The sequence below is a fragment of the Pseudomonas sp. Tn43 genome (assembly GCF_014192635.1).
Taxonomy (GTDB): domain Bacteria; phylum Pseudomonadota; class Gammaproteobacteria; order Pseudomonadales; family Pseudomonadaceae; genus Aquipseudomonas.
Map to the genome: position 1 here is coordinate 96,435 of NZ_JACHYG010000004.1, position 18,080 is coordinate 114,514.

General features: G+C 57.7%; 15 protein-coding genes. 7 read left to right on the plus strand and 8 right to left on the minus strand.

Annotated elements, in window-relative coordinates; translation table 11 throughout:
* The first annotated feature begins 43 nt into the window (after positions 1 to 43).
* The gene (locus tag FHW68_RS12135) at positions 44 to 358 is read left to right on the plus strand and encodes a tetratricopeptide repeat protein (RefSeq protein ID WP_095632755.1); all 315 of its coding nucleotides are present in this window, start codon (positions 44 to 46) and stop codon (positions 356 to 358) included.
* Positions 359 to 493: 135 nt separating this feature from the next.
* Here FHW68_RS12135 and FHW68_RS12140 read toward each other — a convergent pair whose 3' ends face one another.
* Both FHW68_RS12140 and tag read right to left on the minus strand, forming a co-directional pair.
* Complete coding sequence (locus tag FHW68_RS12140) at positions 494 to 1,381, minus strand: lysophospholipid acyltransferase (protein ID WP_095632756.1); 888 nt, start codon at positions 1,379 to 1,381, stop codon at positions 494 to 496.
* A gap of 40 nt (positions 1,382 to 1,421) precedes the next feature.
* Positions 1,422 to 1,979, minus strand: coding sequence for a DNA-3-methyladenine glycosylase I (gene tag / locus FHW68_RS12145; RefSeq protein WP_183680557.1), 558 nt, complete (start codon positions 1,977 to 1,979; stop codon positions 1,422 to 1,424).
* Between the two features lie 81 nt (positions 1,980 to 2,060).
* On the opposite strand from tag, the gene glyQ reads away from it, so the two are divergent.
* The 4 genes from glyQ to FHW68_RS12165 all read left to right on the plus strand — a co-directional run bounded on the left by glyQ (position 2,061) and on the right by FHW68_RS12165 (position 6,470).
* A complete protein-coding gene (glyQ, locus tag FHW68_RS12150; RefSeq protein ID WP_003213601.1) occupies positions 2,061 to 3,014 on the plus strand; it encodes a glycine--tRNA ligase subunit alpha in 954 nt (317 codons plus the stop codon).
* The gene (gene glyS / locus FHW68_RS12155; RefSeq protein ID WP_095632758.1) at positions 3,011 to 5,065 is read left to right on the plus strand and encodes a glycine--tRNA ligase subunit beta; all 2,055 of its coding nucleotides are present in this window, start codon (positions 3,011 to 3,013) and stop codon (positions 5,063 to 5,065) included. Before glyQ ends, glyS begins: the two co-directional genes overlap by 4 nt.
* 4 nt (positions 5,066 to 5,069) lie before the next feature.
* Positions 5,070 to 5,609, plus strand: coding sequence for a D-glycero-beta-D-manno-heptose 1,7-bisphosphate 7-phosphatase (gene gmhB, locus FHW68_RS12160; RefSeq protein WP_168185091.1), 540 nt, complete (start codon positions 5,070 to 5,072; stop codon positions 5,607 to 5,609).
* Between the two features lie 81 nt (positions 5,610 to 5,690).
* On the plus strand, positions 5,691 to 6,470 hold the full coding sequence (locus FHW68_RS12165) for a 1-acyl-sn-glycerol-3-phosphate acyltransferase (protein ID WP_095632759.1): 780 nt from the start codon (positions 5,691 to 5,693) through the stop codon (positions 6,468 to 6,470).
* A gap of 181 nt (positions 6,471 to 6,651) precedes the next feature.
* Here FHW68_RS12165 and FHW68_RS12170 read toward each other — a convergent pair whose 3' ends face one another.
* Together FHW68_RS12170 and FHW68_RS12175 are read right to left on the minus strand one after the other, a co-directional pair.
* Positions 6,652 to 8,964, minus strand: a complete 2,313-nt coding sequence (locus FHW68_RS12170) for a CHASE2 domain-containing protein (protein ID WP_095632760.1) — start codon at positions 8,962 to 8,964, stop codon at positions 6,652 to 6,654.
* Positions 8,965 to 8,982: 18 nt separating this feature from the next.
* Positions 8,983 to 9,924, minus strand: coding sequence for a FecR domain-containing protein (locus FHW68_RS12175; protein WP_256582846.1), 942 nt, complete (start codon positions 9,922 to 9,924; stop codon positions 8,983 to 8,985).
* Between the two features lie 442 nt (positions 9,925 to 10,366).
* Between FHW68_RS12175 and FHW68_RS12180 the strand changes: the two genes are divergently transcribed.
* On the plus strand, positions 10,367 to 11,086 hold the full coding sequence (locus FHW68_RS12180) for a response regulator transcription factor (protein WP_095632762.1): 720 nt from the start codon (positions 10,367 to 10,369) through the stop codon (positions 11,084 to 11,086).
* A 71-nt stretch (positions 11,087 to 11,157) separates the two neighbouring features.
* Here FHW68_RS12180 and gyrB read toward each other — a convergent pair whose 3' ends face one another.
* The 4 genes from gyrB to dnaA are packed head-to-tail and all read right to left on the minus strand — an operon-like array spanning position 11,158 to position 17,368.
* A complete protein-coding gene (gyrB, locus tag FHW68_RS12185) occupies positions 11,158 to 13,575 on the minus strand; it encodes a DNA topoisomerase (ATP-hydrolyzing) subunit B (RefSeq protein WP_095632869.1) in 2,418 nt (805 codons plus the stop codon).
* A gap of 5 nt (positions 13,576 to 13,580) precedes the next feature.
* Positions 13,581 to 14,684, minus strand: coding sequence for a DNA replication/repair protein RecF (gene recF / locus FHW68_RS12190; RefSeq protein ID WP_095632763.1), 1,104 nt, complete (start codon positions 14,682 to 14,684; stop codon positions 13,581 to 13,583).
* Between the two features lie 20 nt (positions 14,685 to 14,704).
* Positions 14,705 to 15,808, minus strand: a complete 1,104-nt coding sequence (dnaN, locus tag FHW68_RS12195) for a DNA polymerase III subunit beta (RefSeq protein WP_183680559.1) — start codon at positions 15,806 to 15,808, stop codon at positions 14,705 to 14,707.
* A 39-nt stretch (positions 15,809 to 15,847) separates the two neighbouring features.
* Positions 15,848 to 17,368 (minus strand): chromosomal replication initiator protein DnaA, encoded by a 1,521-nt coding sequence (gene dnaA, locus FHW68_RS12200; protein WP_095632764.1) that lies wholly within the window; start codon positions 17,366 to 17,368, stop codon positions 15,848 to 15,850.
* Between the two features lie 567 nt (positions 17,369 to 17,935).
* Here dnaA and rpmH point away from each other — a divergent pair.
* Positions 17,936 to 18,070, plus strand: a complete 135-nt coding sequence (gene rpmH, locus FHW68_RS12205; RefSeq protein WP_003213577.1) for a 50S ribosomal protein L34 — start codon at positions 17,936 to 17,938, stop codon at positions 18,068 to 18,070.
* Positions 18,071 to 18,080 lie beyond the last annotated feature (10 nt).

Sequence of the window (18,080 nt, forward strand, 5' to 3'; positions counted from 1 at the left end):
CGAAAGCGATTTCGAATTCACCCAAAAACCAAAGGTGTCATCAATGATCGAATCCCTGGAAAAGATGCTCGCCAAGGGTGTGGATAACTCCCTGCTGCGCTTTGGTCTGGGCAAGGGTTATCTGGATCTGGGTGAAAATGCCAAGGCCGCAGAGCATTTCCAGCGCTGCGTCGAGATCGACCCGAAGTATTCGGCAGCCTGGAAACTATTGGGCAAGGCGCATCTGGCACTGGCGAATTACGCAGCGGCGCGTCAGGCCTGGGAACAGGGCCTGGAAGCGGCCCGCAACCATGGCGACAAGCAGGCCGAGAAGGAAATGACGGTGTTTCTTAAAAAGCTTGAGCGTCAGGCGCACTGATCAGAGGCAACTCAGGCCAAAGATCAAAAAAATCGCAGCCTTCGCCAGCTCCTACGGGGTGTACACCGCGCCTTTTGCAGGAGCTGGCGAAGCCTGCGATCTTTTGATTTTTACCGGGGGTTATCCACAGCGGCATCAATACCAGCGTTCTTCGCCCGGCGGACGCTTCTTGAAGCGTTTCATGCTCCACATGTACTGGCTCGGATAAGCCCGCACATAGCGCTCGACCACCTGGCTCATCGCCGCGCAGGAGGTTTCGGTATCGGTGCTGTACATGGCCTCGGGCGCGGCTTCGAGGATTACTTTGTAACCCGAACCGTCCGGTAGCCGCAGGGCATGCAGGAACACGCCGACCGCTTTGCCGCCGGCCAGCATGTTCGGCACGAATTTACTGGTCAGGGCCTGGGTGGCGAAGAACGGCACGAAAATTCCGGCGGATTCGGCCGGCTCCGGATCAGCCGGAATGCCCACGGCCCCCCCTTTGCGCACTTCCTTGATCACGCTGAGGATGCCTTCCTTGGTGGAAGCGGCCACCCGGTTGCCCAATTGCACCCGCTGCTTGCGCAGCAATTCATCCACCGCCTTGAGCTTGGGCGGACGGTAGAAAATGATCGGTTTGCATTGGTTGCAATAGAAATGGTTCAACACTTCCCAGTTGCCCAGGTGACTGGTGATGCCGACCACGCCTTTGCCGGAGGCGAGGGCGTCTTTAAGCACATCCAGACCTTCGACTTCGCGCACCAGATCAATGGAGCGCTGGGCCGGCCAGATCCATGCGCAGGCGCTCTCGGTCAAGGACTTGCCGATGTCTTTCAGGCTCTGTCCGACTAAACGCTCGCGTTCGGCGGGGTCCATTTGCGGAAAGCACTTGGCGAGGTTGATCCGTACCACTTCACGGGAACGGTTGGGGGTTTTCCACATGATCCAGCCAATGGCCGAACCTGCCGCCTGCACTGCCCGCCATGGCAGCAACGCAAACAACCGCAGAGCGCCTACCAGCAAGGCGCCTTTCAACTTATCCACAGGTCACTCCTGATCTTGTGCTGTGCGCGAGGCGGTTATTCTAACCGCCGTTCGCCAAGGTGGCGTAGCGATCGCAATCGCGAGTGTGGTCCATGGCCATGCCGGAAGCTTGCATCAGCGCGTAACAAATGGTCGGGCCGACGAACGTGAATCCGGCTTTTTTCAGGCCTTTGCTCATCTCGACGGCGACCGGCGTCACGGCCGGCACTTCACTGCGATCCTTGAAATGATTGATCACCGGCGTGCCGCCGACGAACGACCAGAGAAACGCCACCGGATCTTCCAGCGCCAGCCAGGCTTGAGCATTGCGTCGGGCGGCATTGAGTTTGAGACGATTGCGGATGATCCCCGGATCGAGCATCAATTCATCGATTTCCGCATCGCTCATCTGTGCCACCCGCTGTACGTCGAAGCCAAACATCACTTCGCGATAACGCTCTCGTTTGCGCAACACGGTGATCCAGGAAAGCCCGGCCTGGAACCCTTCGAGCAAAAGCAACTCGAACAAACCCTGCGCATCGCGCAACGGCGTCCCCCACTCCTGATCGTGATAAGCCATGTACAGCGGATCTTCGGTACACCAAAAGCAGCGTGGCATAAGGCTCCAGGGGGCGTGCGCAGGTTCGAATCGGGTATACTCCCGCTCTTTAAATCGCAGCCCAAGAAACAGGTGAATTTCGTGAGCCAGCCTACGCCAGCCGTGCGTACCTTCCAAGACTTGATCCTCGCCCTCCAGCAATACTGGGCCGAGCAAGGTTGTGTGGTACTTCAGCCCTACGATATGGAAGTAGGCGCCGGCACTTTCCACACTGCCACGTTCCTGCGCGCCATTGGCCCGGAAACCTGGAACGCCGCTTATGTGCAGCCCAGTCGTCGCCCGACTGACGGCCGCTACGGCGAAAACCCGAACCGTCTGCAGCATTACTACCAGTTCCAGGTAGTCCTGAAGCCGAACCCGGACAACTTCCAGGAACTGTACCTGGGCTCCCTCAAGCACGTGGGCCTCGACCCGCTGGTGCACGACATCCGTTTCGTCGAAGACAACTGGGAATCGCCGACGCTGGGCGCCTGGGGTCTGGGCTGGGAAGTCTGGCTCAACGGCATGGAAGTGACGCAGTTCACTTACTTCCAGCAAGCGGGCGGCATCGAGTGCTACCCGGTGACCGGCGAGATCACTTACGGTCTGGAACGTCTGGCGATGTACCTGCAAGGCGTCGACTCGGTCTATGACCTGGTCTGGGCTGACGGTCCGTTCGGCAAAGTGACTTACGGCGATGTGTTCCACCAGAACGAAGTGGAGCAGTCGACCTACAACTTCGAACACGCCAACGTCGAGAAGCTGTTCGAGTTGTTCGACTTCTACGAAAGCGAAGCCAAGCGCCTGATCGAACTCGATCAGCCATTGCCGTTGCCGAGCTACGAAATGGTGTTGAAGGCTTCCCACACCTTCAACCTGCTGGATGCGCGCCGGGCGATCTCGGTGACCGCGCGTCAGCAATACATCCTGCGGGTCCGCACCCTGGCGCGTTCCGTTGCGCAAGCCTACCTGCTGGCTCGCGCCAAGCTGGGCTTCCCGATGGCGACCCCGGACCTGCGTGATGAAGTATTGGCCAAGCTGGAGGCTGCACAATGAGTGCTCAAGATTTTCTGGTTGAATTGGGCACCGAAGAACTGCCACCCAAAGCCCTGAATACCCTGGCCGAAGCGTTTATGGCCGGTATCGACAAAGGCCTGCAAGCTGCCGGCCTGAACTACGAAACCAAAACCGTCTACGCCGCGCCACGTCGTCTGGCCGTGCTGATCACCGCACTGGCGACCCAGCAGCCGGATCGCAGCATCAACCTCGACGGCCCGCCACGCCAGGCCGCGTTCGATGCCGAAGGCAACCCGACTCAAGCTGCCCTGGGCTTTGCCAAGAAGTGCGGCGTCGACCTGAGCGAGATCGATCAGAGCGGTCCAAAGCTGCGCTACAGCCAAAGCATCGCCGGCAAGCCGACCGCGAACCTGATGCCGACCATCGTGGAAGACTCCCTCAACGACCTGCCTATTCCCAAGCGCATGCGCTGGGGTGCTCGCAAGGAAGAATTCGTTCGCCCGACCCAATGGCTGGTGATGCTGCTCGGTGACCATGTCATCGACTGCACCATCCTCGCCCAGAAGTCCGGTCGCGATTCCCGTGGTCACCGCTTCCACCACCCTGAAAGCGTGCGCATCACCTCGCCGGCCAACTACCTGAACGATCTGCGTGCCGCTTACGTGGTGGCCGACGCCAACGAGCGTCGCGAGCTGATCAGCAAGCGCACCGAAGAGCTGGCGACGCAGCAGGAAGGTACGGCCATCGTGCCGCCGAACCTGCTCGATGAAGTGACCGCGCTGGTCGAATGGCCGGTGCCGCTGGTGTGCTCGTTCGAAGAACGTTTCCTCGACGTGCCGCAAGAAGCGCTGATTACCACCATGCAGGACAACCAGAAGTATTTCTGCCTGCTGGATGCCGACGGCAAGTTGCTGCCTCGTTTCATTACCGTGGCCAACATCGAAAGCAAAGACCCGCAGCAGATCATCGCCGGTAACGAGAAAGTGGTTCGCCCACGCCTGACCGACGCCGAGTTCTTCTTCAAGCAAGACAAGAAGCAAAAACTCGAAGCGTTCAATCTGCGCCTGCAGAATGTGGTGTTCCAGGAAAAACTCGGCAGCGTCTTCGACAAGGCCGAACGTGTTTCCAGACTCGCTGCATTCATTGCTCAACGCATTGGCGGCAACGCTGCATGGGCTTCCCGTGCCGGCCTGCTGTCCAAGTGCGACCTGGCGACCGAAATGGTTGGCGAGTTCCCGGAGATGCAAGGTGTCGCCGGTTACTACTACGCCCTTAACGACGGCGAGCCAGAAGAAGTTGCACTGGCGCTGAACGAGCAGTACATGCCGCGCGGTGCCGGCGCTGAATTGCCGACCACCCTCACCGGTGCGGCCGTGGCCATCGCCGACAAGCTCGATACGTTGGTGGGTATTTTCGGTATCGGCATGTTGCCAACCGGGAGCAAAGACCCGTACGCCCTGCGCCGTGCTGCGCTGGGTGTATTGCGCATCCTGATCGACAAGAAGCTCGACCTCGACCTGAACGACGCCGTGGCGTTCGCCGTGAATGCGTTCGGTACCAAGGTCAAGGCTGCCGGCCTTAATGACTCGGTGCTGGAATTCATCTTCGATCGTCTGCGTGCCCGTTATGAAGACGAAGGCGTTGATGTCGGGACTTACCTGTCGGTCCGTGCCCTGAAGCCGGGTTCGGCGCTGGACTTCGATCAGCGTGTCCAAGCGGTAGAAGCGTTCCGCAAATTGCCGGAAGCCGCTGCGCTGGCCGCCGTGAACAAGCGCGTTTCCAACCTGTTGAGCAAGATCGAAGGCTCCGTGCCGACGGTCGTTGAAGCCAAATACTTCGACAACGCCAACGAGTTTTCGCTGTATTCGGCGATCCAGCAGGCTGACCAGGCTGTCCAGCCGATGGCCGCTGCTCGTCAGTACAGCGAATCGCTGGCACGTCTGGCCGCCTTGCGCGAGCCGGTGGACGCGTTCTTCGAAGCAGTGATGGTCAACGCCGAAGATGCCAAGGTACGAGCCAACCGCTATGCACTGCTGGCGCGCCTGCGTGGGCTGTTCCTCGGCGTCGCCGACATTTCGTTGCTGGGCTGAGGGGCTGCTGTTGAAACTGCTGATTCTCGATCGGGATGGAGTGATCAATTACGACTCCGACGCGTACATCAAGTCGGTGGAGGAGTGGATTCCGCTGCCCGGTTCGATCGAAGCGATCGCGCAGTTGAGCAAGGCCGGCTGGACGGTGGCGGTCGCTACTAACCAGTCGGGCATCGCTCGCGGCTATTACGACATCACCACCCTGGAGGCCATGCACGCTCGCTTGCGCGAACTGGTGGCGGAGCAGGGTGGTGAAGTCGGGCTGATCGTTTATTGCCCGCATGGGCCCGACGATGGCTGCGATTGCCGCAAGCCAAAACCCGGGATGTTGAAAGCCATCGCCGCGCATTACAACGTTTCGCTGACGAATCTATGGTTCGTCGGCGATACTCTCGGTGACCTGGAAGCCGCCAAAGCCGTCGACTGTCAGCCAGTTTTGGTAAAGACCGGGAAAGGCGAAAAGACTCAGGGCAAGACCCTACCGGCAGGCACCTTGATTTTTGACGATCTGGCGGCGATTGCCGCGGAACTTATCCACAACTAAGGCTCTTCTGACATCCTGGCCAAGGACTGATCGGGAGTGCGTTTGAATAGGCGGGCAATGCCCGCAACGGTAAATGTCGCCATGTCGATACTGCAGGCCATCAGAACTTTCCTCTTTTACCTGCTGCTGGGCACCAGTTCCTTACTCTGGTGCACCCTGAGCTTTTTTATCGCGCCGTTTCTGCCATTCAAGGCGCGCTATCGCTTTATCAACGTGTACTGGTGCCGCTGTGCCTTATGGCTGAGCAAAGTCTTTCTGGGTATCCGTTACGAAGTGAAGGGTGCCGAGAATGTACCTGACCAGCCCTGCGTGATTCAGGCGAACCATCAGAGCACCTGGGAGACCTTTTTTCTCTCGGCCTACTTCGAGCCGCTGAGCCAGGTGCTCAAGCGCGAACTGCTCTACGTTCCGTTCTTCGGCTGGGCCATGGCGATGCTGCGACCGATCGCCATCGACCGTGGCAACCCGAAAGCTGCACTCAAGCATGTGGCGAAGAAGGGCGATGAGCTGCTCAAGGACAAGGTCTGGGTACTGATCTTCCCGGAAGGGACTCGCGTTCCCTATGGCACCATCGGCAAGTTTTCCCGGGGTGGCACCGCGTTGGCTGTCAATGCGTCATTGCCGGTACTGCCGATTGCGCACAATGCCGGCAAGTTCTGGCCAAAAACCGGTTGGGCAAAAAAGCAGGGCGTGATCACGGTGATCATTGGCGCGCCGATGTACGCCGAGGGCAGTGGGCCGCGAGCGATCGCCGACCTCAATGATCGGGTCCAAGCCTGGAACGAACAGATGCAGCGCGAAATGGGCTCGCTGCCAGCAGCCCCGGCGGCGCCAAGTGCGACCGATCAAGTGGCTGTCTGAGATTCTGTGGATAACCTGTGTGTCGTTTTGTTGAAAAGCGCTTCAATTAGCTATTAAGTTTTTGATTTACATACATATTTCTTGGGAAAGAAAAAAATCCGAAAAGGTGCATAAGTTTATTTCTGACCTAAAAAAACCGGCTGATATAGCCGGTTTTTTATGCGCGCTGAAAACATCTGGATCACTCGCTCAATAGCGGTAACTGAATGCTGAACGTCGAGCCTTGCCCCACCACGCTACGACAGGAAATCCTTCCGCCATGACGATCCACCACCGCCTTGACCATGGACAAACCCAGTCCCAGGCCATCGGTGCCCTGAGCTGAAGTAAAACGCCGATACTGGCTGAACAACTCAGGAAGTTCTTCGACGGCAATCCCTCGGCCCTGATCGACGATCTCGCACAGCAACCAGCCTTCGGCATAACTCACCCGCACCGATATCCGCGACCCCGCCGGGCTGTACTTGATGGCGTTTTCCAACAGGTTGAACAGTGCCCGTGTCAGTAGTGATTGATCCGCCAGGACCTGCGCTTCAGCGTTTTCGTCGAGGTCATGCAGCAACTGAATGTTTTTCAGGTAAGCGATACTCAAGGCTTGGTCGAAAGAATCGAGCAACAACATCGCGAACATGCTCGGCTGAAACTGATAGGCCTCGGACTCGGCCTTTGCCAACTGCACAAAAGCCTCGGTCAGGTTCAACGCCTTGCGCACTTGTAACTCGATCTGGCTGAACACTTGAGTATCACCGGGCACCTGATGCCGCTGAACGTCGAGCAAGGCGAGTATCGCCGAATGGGGAGCCCGCAGGTCATGGGACAAAAAGCGCAGCAATACGGCTCGCTGTTCTTCGGTGTCGCGCTCCACGCTCAAGTCAGTGAGACTCAGCAGCCAGCCAATCACGGAGTCACCCTCGGCCGGTAACAGCGGTGCCAGGTCCAGACGCAGGCTGCGTGCCTGGGTGTCACGAAACTCCAAGGGTTCCAGGGTCGACAACGCAGATGACGCTCCATCGGACGGCACCGGGTACCCCAGGTCATTCAGTTGCTCGAGCACGTCCTCACCCACCAGACCACGACCAAATACCTCTCGAGCCTTACGGTTGGCCAGCAGAATACGCCCGTGCGGATCGCTGATCAGCGTCGCCACGGGCAGGTATTCAAGCCCGTCGGCAATGAATCGCCGGGTATCGCGGGTTCGGCTCATGGCCTGCTCCAGCGCGACGATTTGCCCTTGCAACACATCACCGGCCGGGGCCTGGGTGCGACGACGTTCAGGAAAGACTTTTGGCTCGCTGTCCAGGCGCGCCAGTTCCCAGCCGAAATAGGCGAGCACCGCGTTCAGCCTTCGCCAATTCCAGATCAGGTAGCCCAGCATCATCCCCAACAGGCTTGCGGCCGGTGACCACCACCAGCCAAGCCGCAACAGTACAGCCGAGCCCAGCAGAGCGGCTGCCATTGCACCCAGGGTCAGCCATAAGGCACGACGCGGACGTACCAGTAACAGGCCCAGTAACTCACCAACGATCATCATCGACAGCAATGCCGCCAAGCGTTGATCAAGCTCCACGATGTTGCGCTGTTGAAGCAGCCCGTTGAGGATATTCGCTTGAATCTCAACACCCGGTGTAGTGCCGATGCTGGCCGATTGCGGGGTCACGTAGCGATCCCCCAGGCCGGCAGCGGTCGAGCCGATCAGAATCAAGCGATCACGCAGCAATTCGGGCGGAACTTCGCCGCGCAATACGCTGACGTAGGGCACCGTAGGAAAGCCTGCGTCGGAATGGATGAAAGGAATCCGTATTTCATGGGCTCGCTGCCAGCCTTGCTCCAATGGCGAGGCCGGGGTGCCGGGCATCGGTGCATTTCCCTTGTCGGAAAGCGTTTCTTCGTACAGCAGCCAGGCCAGTTGCGGGCGTGCTTTTTGCGCCGGGCCTTCGCTTAAATACACGCTGCGCACGACCCCATCAGCGTCCGCTTCGGCATTGATGTGCCCGACACCTTTAGCGCAATGGCTCAGCGCAGCCACCGGTTCGATTTCCCCCAAGGGTTGCCCATAACGGGCGACGCCTTCGCGCAGCAACGGCACAAATACATTTGCGGCCCGACAGGTCGCCTGGGCTAAAAGCTGATCGTTGGCGGGCTGGCTATCGGGCTCGCTGAAAATAACGTCGAATAGAACACCTTTAACGTTCGCTGCGCTGAGCCGATCCAGCAGTTGCGCGTGCATGGCTCGCGACCACGGCCATCGGCCAAGCTGCTGCAAGCTGTAGTCATCGATCGTAACAATGAGTATTCGCCGGTCCACTGGCAGCGGACTCAGGCGGCGCAGGTTGTCATACAGCAGATTGCTCAGGGCCAAGCCCTGATACATGGACAGCATCGCCGTCAGCGGCAGCAGGATCAGACAGACCCACAGCCACTCACGGACTATCCGCCGAAACAGCCGCTGAGCCTGGGTCGGCTCGCGGCCATCCTTCCTTGGCCGGCCCTTCATCGGCCGTCGACCGAGATGCTATTGAACACGTGGGGTCCTGGGGTGATAGAAAATGTCATACACCCCGGTCTCACCCTCTAACCCCTGAGCGTCAAAGGCCGACAGGCGAACATGGTAAAAAAACGCTTTCAGCCCGCTGAACTTGACCTCTGGCGTGCTGGAAAACTGCTCTTGCTTGATGTCCAGAAAGGCTGCGTCGGTGGCTACTTGAGCCCGATAACGCGTTGCCCCTTCGATGGGTTTCATGATCAATTGCCAGACAGGCACATTCCCCCTCTGACCGGCCTGCCCCAACAAACGTGGAGCGGGTAACAAGTCGGTTGGCGTCAGCACGCCTTGTTTCTGAATTCGCAACCCCTGGCGGGCCATGACCTGGACTTCGTCAGCTTCAACGCCCTTGGGGCGTTTGGCAACGGGCCGGGCAGGGCGGGGCCCCGACGTTTGTTCATCACGATTGACCGCCACTTGTCCATTCAGAACCTCAAGCAATGACTGACCAGTGTCATCGTTGCGCACCCGAAAATGCGTACCCCGTACGCCCAGGACACCGACCGGAGTGACAATCTGAAAGCGATCATGGTCGCTGGCACGTTTGATCACATACGACTCAACCTGGCCCTGCTCAAGAATGACCTGAGGGATCGAATGTTCTTCATTGAGGTGCAGGGTGATGTGGGAACTGGAGGGCAACACCACCCGCGCCCCATCGCCCAGGGACAGGCTGACAAATGCCGAAGGCGAGGTTTTGACGCCTTCCTGCTCGTCGATCGACATACCTTCCTGCAACGGCGTCTGCTTGCCTTTGACATCCAGTTTCCAGGCTTCGCCGGTCAGATGTTCGACCGTTGCCGGCAGCGGTTGACCACGGCATTGTTGGTTCTGATCGATATAAGGCAGACGTTTTGCCGAGGCGACAGCGGCTGATGCACTGTGGGCGAACAATCCCGCCAGGCCAGCCATTAGTAAAAGACAGACGCCAGAACGGCGTGGGAGCAATAAGGTCATGGGGTTCATGGATTGGCTTTTATGCTCTGATGAAAATCACGCCGGATAACGCACACGCGTATTCGACGCACGATACCTGAGCGGATGCTCTGGCAGATAGCCATGAAGCAAAGGATATCGAAGATGACACATCCTTGTGTCGGCACCGAGCAGGCACTCCGTGTATTTCCCCTGAACAGGGTACCGCCGAAAACCGGCAATCGACGGTCCTGTAAAGTTGACTTGGCGCTCCCTGCGCCGGAGCACATCCCAATGCCCCTGTGCCGCTCAGCGACAACGAATTTACCGATATAAGTGACCTTTGCAGCAATTCGCCACAATTGTTCAGATTCCATCAATCAGCCTAAACTCCCGCAGGATTTTTACTTTGCACCACGAGATGAAGGAACTACTCGGCATGCGTGTCGCAATACTGGATGACGAGCCCGCTGAACTGCGCCGGGTTGAACAGACACTGCGACAGATCTCCGTCACGGGTGAACAAGCGTGGACGCTGCATTGTTTCGAGCGGGGAGAGGACTTGCGACGCCAACTTCGGCGGGAGACCTTCGATCTGCTGATCCTCGATTGGCAACTGCCCGATATCAGCGGCCTCGCTTTGTTGCGCTGGACCCGCGAACACATGGACGTGCCACCCGCCGCGATCATGCTCACCAGTCGCGATACCGAAAGCGATATCGTCCAGGCGTTGAACGCCGGGGCCGATGATTACGTGAGCAAACCGTTTCGTCCTAACGAGCTGATGGCGCGGGTCAGCGCGGTGCTTCGCCGGCATGGGCTGCAACGCGCCGCGGCTACCGAAATACTGACCTTCAATGACCTCGAATTCGACGACGCCGAACTCACCGTCACCCGCGCCGCCATCCCCATCAGCCTGACCGAACGGGAATACCGTCTCGCTCGCTGCCTGTTCGCCAATCTGGGCCGACCTTTGTCCCGTGAATACTTATATGAACGCTTTTGGACCCACGAAGAAATAACATCTTCCCGCCCACTGGATACGCATATCTATCGCCTGCGCAACAAGCTGGGCCTGACGGCTGATCGCGGTTGGCAACTGCTGACGATTTACGGGTATGGGTATCGGCTTGAGAGGGTCGCCAACGCTAACGCCTGATGTCTTTTCGGCGATCACAAAAAAGGCCAGCGCTAAGCGTTGGCCTTTTTTGTTGGAGCAGTCCTGCCGGATCAGAAGTCCAGGTTGGAAACCGCCAGAGCGTTACTTTCGATGAAGTCACGACGAGGTTCGACCGCATCACCCATCAGGGTGTTGAAGATCTGGTCGGCGCCAATGGCGTCTTCGATGGTCACTTTGAGCATCCGTCGCTGGCTAGGGTCCATGGTGGTTTCCCATAGCTGATCCGGGTTCATTTCGCCCAGACCTTTGTAGCGCTGGATGGTATGACGCTTGGTGCTTTCCGCCATCAGCCATTCAAGTGCTTCCTTGAATTCGGTAACCGGCTTCTTGCGCTCGCCGCGCTGGATGTACGCGCCGTCGTCCAGCAAGGTGCTCAATTGAGCGCCCAACGACACGACCGTCTTGTAATCGTTACTGCCGAAGAAATCGCGGTTGAAGGTGATGTAGTTCGAGAGGCCGTGGGAGATCAGCTCGACCTCAGGCAACCAGACGTTACGTTCACGGTCTTCACGCAGGCTGGCTTTGTAAACCAGGCCGGATTTCTCGACGGTGCGCAGGCGAACTTCGAACTGAGCCATCCAATCCTGCATCGCTGCATGATCCGACAGTTGCTCCATGCTCACCGCTGGCAGGTAGATGAAGTGCTCGGTCAGTTCCTGTGGGTACAGGCGCGACAGACGCTTGAGGGTCTTCATTACCAGACGGAAGTCATTGACCAGACGCTCGAGGGCTTCGCCGGAGATACCCGGGGCTTCTTCGTTCAGGTGCAGGCTCGCGTCTTCCAGGGCCGACTGCGTCATGTACTCTTCCATGGCGTCGTCGTCTTTGATGTATTGCTCCTGCTTGCCTTTCTTGACCTTGTACAGCGGCGGCTGAGCGATGTAGATGTAACCGCGCTCGATCAACTCCGGCAACTGACGGAAGAAGAAGGTCAGCAAGAGGGTACGGATGTGCGAACCGTCGACGTCAGCATCGGTCATGATGATGATGTTGTGATAACGCAACTTGTCGATGTTGTACTCGTCGCGGCCAATGCCGCAGCCCAGCGCGGTGATCAAGGTGCCCACTTCCTGCGAAGAGATCATCTTGTCGAAGCGTGCCTTTTCGACGTTCAGAATCTTGCCCTTGAGCGGCAGGATGGCTTGGGTGCGACGGTTGCGTCCCTGCTTGGCGGAGCCGCCAGCAGAGTCACCTTCCACGAGGTACAGCTCGGAGAGGGCAGGGTCTTTTTCCTGGCAGTCCGCCAGTTTGCCCGGCAGACCGGCGATGTCCAGCGCGCCTTTACGGCGAGTCATCTCACGGGCCTTGCGCGCCGCTTCACGCGCACGCGCCGCGTCGATCATCTTACCGACGACCAGCTTCGCTTCGTTCGGGTTCTCCAACAGGAAATCAGAGAAGTACTTGCCCATTTCCTGTTCGACCGCGGTCTTCACTTCGGAAGACACCAGCTTGTCCTTGGTCTGGGAGCTGAACTTCGGATCCGGCACCTTCACCGAAATGATCGCGGTCAGGCCTTCACGGGCATCGTCACCGGTAGTCGCAACCTTGTGCTTCTTCGCCAGGCCTTCAGCTTCGATGTAGGTGTTCAGGTTACGCGTCAGTGCGGAACGGAAACCCACCAGGTGAGTACCGCCATCACGCTGTGGAATGTTGTTGGTGAAGCACAACAGGTTCTCGTTGAAGCTGTCGTTCCACTGCAAGGCGATTTCTACGCCGATGCCGTCTTCACGCTGGATATTGAAATGGAACACCTGGTTGACCGGAGTCTTGTTGGTGTTCAGGTATTCAACGAACGCACGCAGACCGCCTTCGTACTTGAACAGTTCTTCCTTGCCGCTACGCTCATCCTTGAGGACGATGCCGACACCGGAGTTGAGGAAAGACAGTTCACGGATCCGCTTGGCCAGGATGTCCCAGCTGAAGTGGATGTTCTTGAAGGTTTCGCTGGAAGCCTTGAAATGAATCTGGGTGCCGGTAGTTTCGCTGTCGCCGACGATCTTCATCGGTTCTTGCGGAACGCCGTGAACGTAGGTTTGCTCCCAGATCTTGCCGCTGCGGCGAACGGTCAGTACCAGTTGTTCAGACAGGGCATTCACTACCGATACACCTACGCCGTGCAGACCGCCGGATACCTTGTAGGAGTTATCGTCGAACTTACCGCCAGCGTGCAGAACGGTCATGATGACCTCGGCTGCGGAAACGCCTTCTTCTTTATGCACGTCTACCGGGATGCCACGGCCGTTGTCGCGAACGGTGATGGATTCATCCGGGTGGATAATGATGCTGATGTCGTCGCAATGGCCGGCCAAAGCTTCGTCGATCGAGTTATCGACCACCTCGAACACCATGTGGTGCAGACCACTGCCATCGTCGGTGTCACCAATGTACATACCGGGACGTTTGCGTACGGCATCCAGGCCTTTCAGCACTTTAATGCTCGTTGAGTCGTACGTATTTTCTTCGCTCAATGCCTTCACTCCCGATGGTCGTGGGTCTGGGTGATACGGCCCTGTTCCACGTGGAACAGAGCGACTGGCGTTTCCGTCTGCCAGCCTTCCCTCAATAATTCGTGATCTACACAGGTGATAAAGACCTGGCAGCGTAAGTCTTCCAGCAAGCGGCAAAGCGCGCGACGGTGGTGCTCGTCCAGTTCAGACGGCAGGTCATCCACCAGATAAATACACTGGCCGCGACGGGCCTGGCTAACCAAGTGCCCTTGGGCGATCCGCAATGCACAGACCACCAACTTTTGCTGACCACGAGACAAGATGTCCGCAGCATTATGTGCGCCCAGTCTAAGACGCAAATCAGCACGTTGTGGTCCCGCTTGGGTATGACCCATTTGCTGATCCCGTTGAAGGGACCCGGCGAGCACTGCACTCAACTCACGGTCTTTGTCCCAACCTCGGTAATAGCTGAGCGTTAAGCCTTCGAGCTCAACCAGTTCGCTCAAGGTCTGTTCAAAGACTGGTTTCAAGGCTTTGATGTAAGCGCGGCGGTATTCATCTATTTCAGCGCTGGCCTGACACAGTTCCCTGTCCCAAACCGCTTGCGAAACGGCGTCAAGTGTACCATGTCGCAGCCAAGAGTTTCTCTGGCGCAAGGCCTTCTGCAAGCGCTGCCACGTAGACATGAATCGGGGTTCCACGTGGAACACACCCCAGTCGAGAAACTGTCGGCGAATTTTCGGAGCCCCTTCCAGCAGGCGGAAGCTGTCCGGGTTGATCAGCTGCAACGGCAGGATTTCTGCAAGTTGCGCAGCACTGCGGGCGTTCTGCCCGTCGATCCGGATCTGGAACTCACCCTGCCGGTCACGAGATATCCCCAACGCGCTCTGTCCACCCTCGGCCAGTTCAACCTGGCCAAACACCGTACACGCCAATTGCTCGTATTGGATGACGGGTAACAGACGGCTACTGCGAAACGAACGGGCAAGCCCCAGCAGATGAATGGCTTCCAGGACACTGGTTTTGCCGCTGCCGTTGGCGCCGTAAAGAATGTTGATTCGGGGAGAGGGGGAGAAGGTCACCGGGTGCAGATTGCGCACCGCGGTGACCGAGACGCGACTTAAGGACATCTAGGTTCTGCTGAGCATGATTACAGACGCATCGGCATGACAACATAGGCCGAGTCGTCGTTGTCGGACTCTTGTACCAGCGCACTGCTGTTGGAGTCGGACAGGATCAACCGAACCTGCTCGGTGGTCATCACGCCCAGTACGTCGAGCAGGTAGCTCACGTTAAAGCCGATTTCCACAGAGCCGCCGTTGTACTCAACACCCACTTCTTCTTCCGCTTCCTCCTGTTCCGGGTTGTTCGCCTGGATCTTCAACTGACCATTGGCCAACTGCAGGCGGATACCCCGGTATTTTTCGTTGGAAAGGATCGCGGTACGGCTAAACGCTTCACGCAAGGCCTGGCGATCGCCCAGTACCAGCTTGTCGCCACCTTTTGGCAGAACACGCTCGTAGTCAGGGAATTTGCCGTCGACCAGTTTCGAGGTGAAGGTGAATTCGCCGGTGGTCGCGCGGATGTGGTGTTGGCCCAAGACGATGCTGACATTACCGTCCGGCTCGGTCAGCAAACGCGCCAATTCCAGAATACCTTTGCGCGGTACGATCACCTGATGACGATCCGGTTGGCCGATATCGGCCTGCATCGAGCACATCGCCAAACGGTGACCGTCAGTAGCCACGGCGCGGATGACGCCAGCGGAGACTTCCAGCAGCATGCCGTTGAGGTAGTAGCGTACGTCTTGCTGCGCCATGGCGAAGCTGGTGCGTTCGATCAAACGACGCAATTTGCTTTGCTCAAGGCTGCAAGTCAGCGAGCCTGGGCCTTCTTCCACCGTCGGGAAGTCATTGGCCGGCAGGGTCGACAGGGTAAAGCGACTACGGCCGGCCTTCACCACGAGCTTCTGCTCATCGACCTTGATGTCGATCAGCGTATCGTTCGGCAAGCTCTTGCAGATGTCCATCAGCTTGCGCGCAGGCACAGTGATGGAACCCGGGTCCGCAGGCTCTTCGAGTTGTACACGACCGACCAGCTCGACTTCCAGGTCGGTACCGGTCAGCGACAGTTGCTGGCCTTCGACAACCAGCAGCACGTTGGAAAGCACCGGCAAGGTCTGTCGGCGCTCGACGACGCCTGCGACCAGTTGCAGGGGTTTCAACAGGGCTTCGCGTTGAATGGTGAAATGCATGGTCTAGTCCCTTGCCTTAATAAGCTGCGCTGGTGTTCATCAAGTAGTCAATGTACGCAGCAGGTTCTTATAGTCCTCGCGGATGTCCGCGTCGGATTCCTTAAGCTCGTTGATCTTGCGGCAGGCGTGCAAAACAGTCGTGTGATCGCGGCCGCCAAACACATCGCCGATTTCCGGCAGGCTGTGGTTGGTCAGTTCCTTGGACAACGCCATGGCGACCTGACGCGGACGTGCCACCGAGCGTGAACGACGCTTGGACAGCAAGTCGGAGATCTTGATCTTGTAATACTCGGCGACGGTGCGTTGGATGTTATCCACAGACACCAGTTTGTCTTGCAGCGCCAACAAATCTTTCAGGGATTCGCGAATCAGCTCAATGGTGATATCGCGGCCCATGAAGTGCGAGTGGGCGATCACGCGTTTGAGCGCGCCTTCCAGTTCGCGAACGTTGGAGCGAATACGCTGGGCAATGAAGAACGCTGCATCATGGGGCAGCTCGACTTTGGCCTGGTCGGCCTTTTTCATCAGGATCGCCACGCGGGTTTCCAGCTCTGGCGGCTCGACGGCAACCGTCAGGCCCCAGCCGAAACGTGACTTCAGGCGTTCTTCAAGACCTTCGATTTCTTTTGGATAGCGGTCACTGGTAAGAATGACCTGCTGGCCACCTTCAAGCAGCGCATTGAAGGTGTGGAAAAATTCTTCCTGGGAACGCTCCTTGCGAGCGAAGAATTGAATGTCATCGATCAGCAATGCATCCACCGAGCGGTAGAAACGCTTGAACTCGTTGATCGCATTCAGCTGCAAGGCCTTGACCATGTCCGCCACGAAACGCTCGGAATGCAGGTACACAACCTTGGCATTCGGATTCTTCTTTAACAGGTGGTTACCCACCGCGTGCATCAAGTGGGTTTTACCCAAGCCGACACCGCCGTAAAGAAAAAGCGGGTTATAGCCGTGCTTGGGGTTGTCCGCCACTTGCCAGGCCGCAGCCCGGGCAAGTTGGTTGGACTTGCCTTCGACGAAGTTCTCGAAGGTAAAGGTGCGGTTCAGGTAGCTGGTGTGCTTGAGCGCGCCTTCGACCTGCACCGTGCGCTGTTCGGCGCGAACCGGAGCCTGCTGCGAACTGGCGCCGGCCATTGGATCGAAGCTGTCGCGGGACGGCTCTTCACTGACCTCAGCTACTTTTTGGGTCGCACGCTTGGTCGAGGCGGGTGCCGGGGCTGGCGCCGGAGCACTGACAGGCGCCTGAGCGGCCTGAGCCTGGGACGCCGCGGCGGCCAACGGTGCGTTCGGTGCCGCACGCGGTGCCGAACTGCGTTTGCTGCCTATTAATAAGGAAAGCGCCGGCGCCAGGCCATTGCCATGCTCATCGAGCAGTTCAAGGACGCGGCCCAGGTACTTTTCATTGACCCAGTCGAGAACAAAACGATTCGGCGCGTAGACACGCAGCTCGTCGCCTTCGGCTTCGACCTGTAGTGGACGGATCCAAGTGTTGAATTGTTGGGCAGGCAGCTCATCGCGCAAAAGCTCTACGCACTGCTGCCAAAGTTCCACTGACACGGATATCCCCTAAGTTGAAAGCCGGTGAGGCAAAAACAAGCGGTCATTGTAGCGACCAGACGTCCACTTATCCACATGCAGGTTGCGCACAGCACATGATTTATCAACGCGTTAACCCTCGAAAAGAAGACCAACGGTATGTGCATAAGCTCTGTGGATAACCGCCCTTGAGGACACTGGACAAGTGGGGGCGAAACTCGGTGGATAACCTGCCTGTGGATAACTGACCTTTCCACCCACAGCTTTTCCGACAGCGCAGCACAGGCTGATCACCGTTTTCCACTGTAGTTGTCATTCTCTGTACATCACGGTTTATAAGGGCTAAATGAAGTTATCCACAGATGATCGTGCCTCTAGCTTTTATAAGCTTTACAGAAAAGCTTTAAATAATTCCCTTCTTTATTTTTATATTTGGCGAACGACCTTGGCCGAGCAAATCGTCTGGAGATCTATTTATAAGGAAACGCTGGTTGGAAATTGACCTAGAGGCTTGCTTTCTCTAGAATCCCCGGTCTCTTAAAACGGGGGCCATTCCGGCCCGTTGTGGACGAACCAGGTAACACGACAATGAAACGTACTTTCCAACCAAGCACTATCAAACGCGCTCGTACCCACGGTTTCCGTGCTCGCATGGCTACCAAGAACGGTCGTGCCGTCCTGTCGCGTCGTCGCGCCAAAGGTCGTGCGCGTCTGGCAGTTTGATAATCCGGCA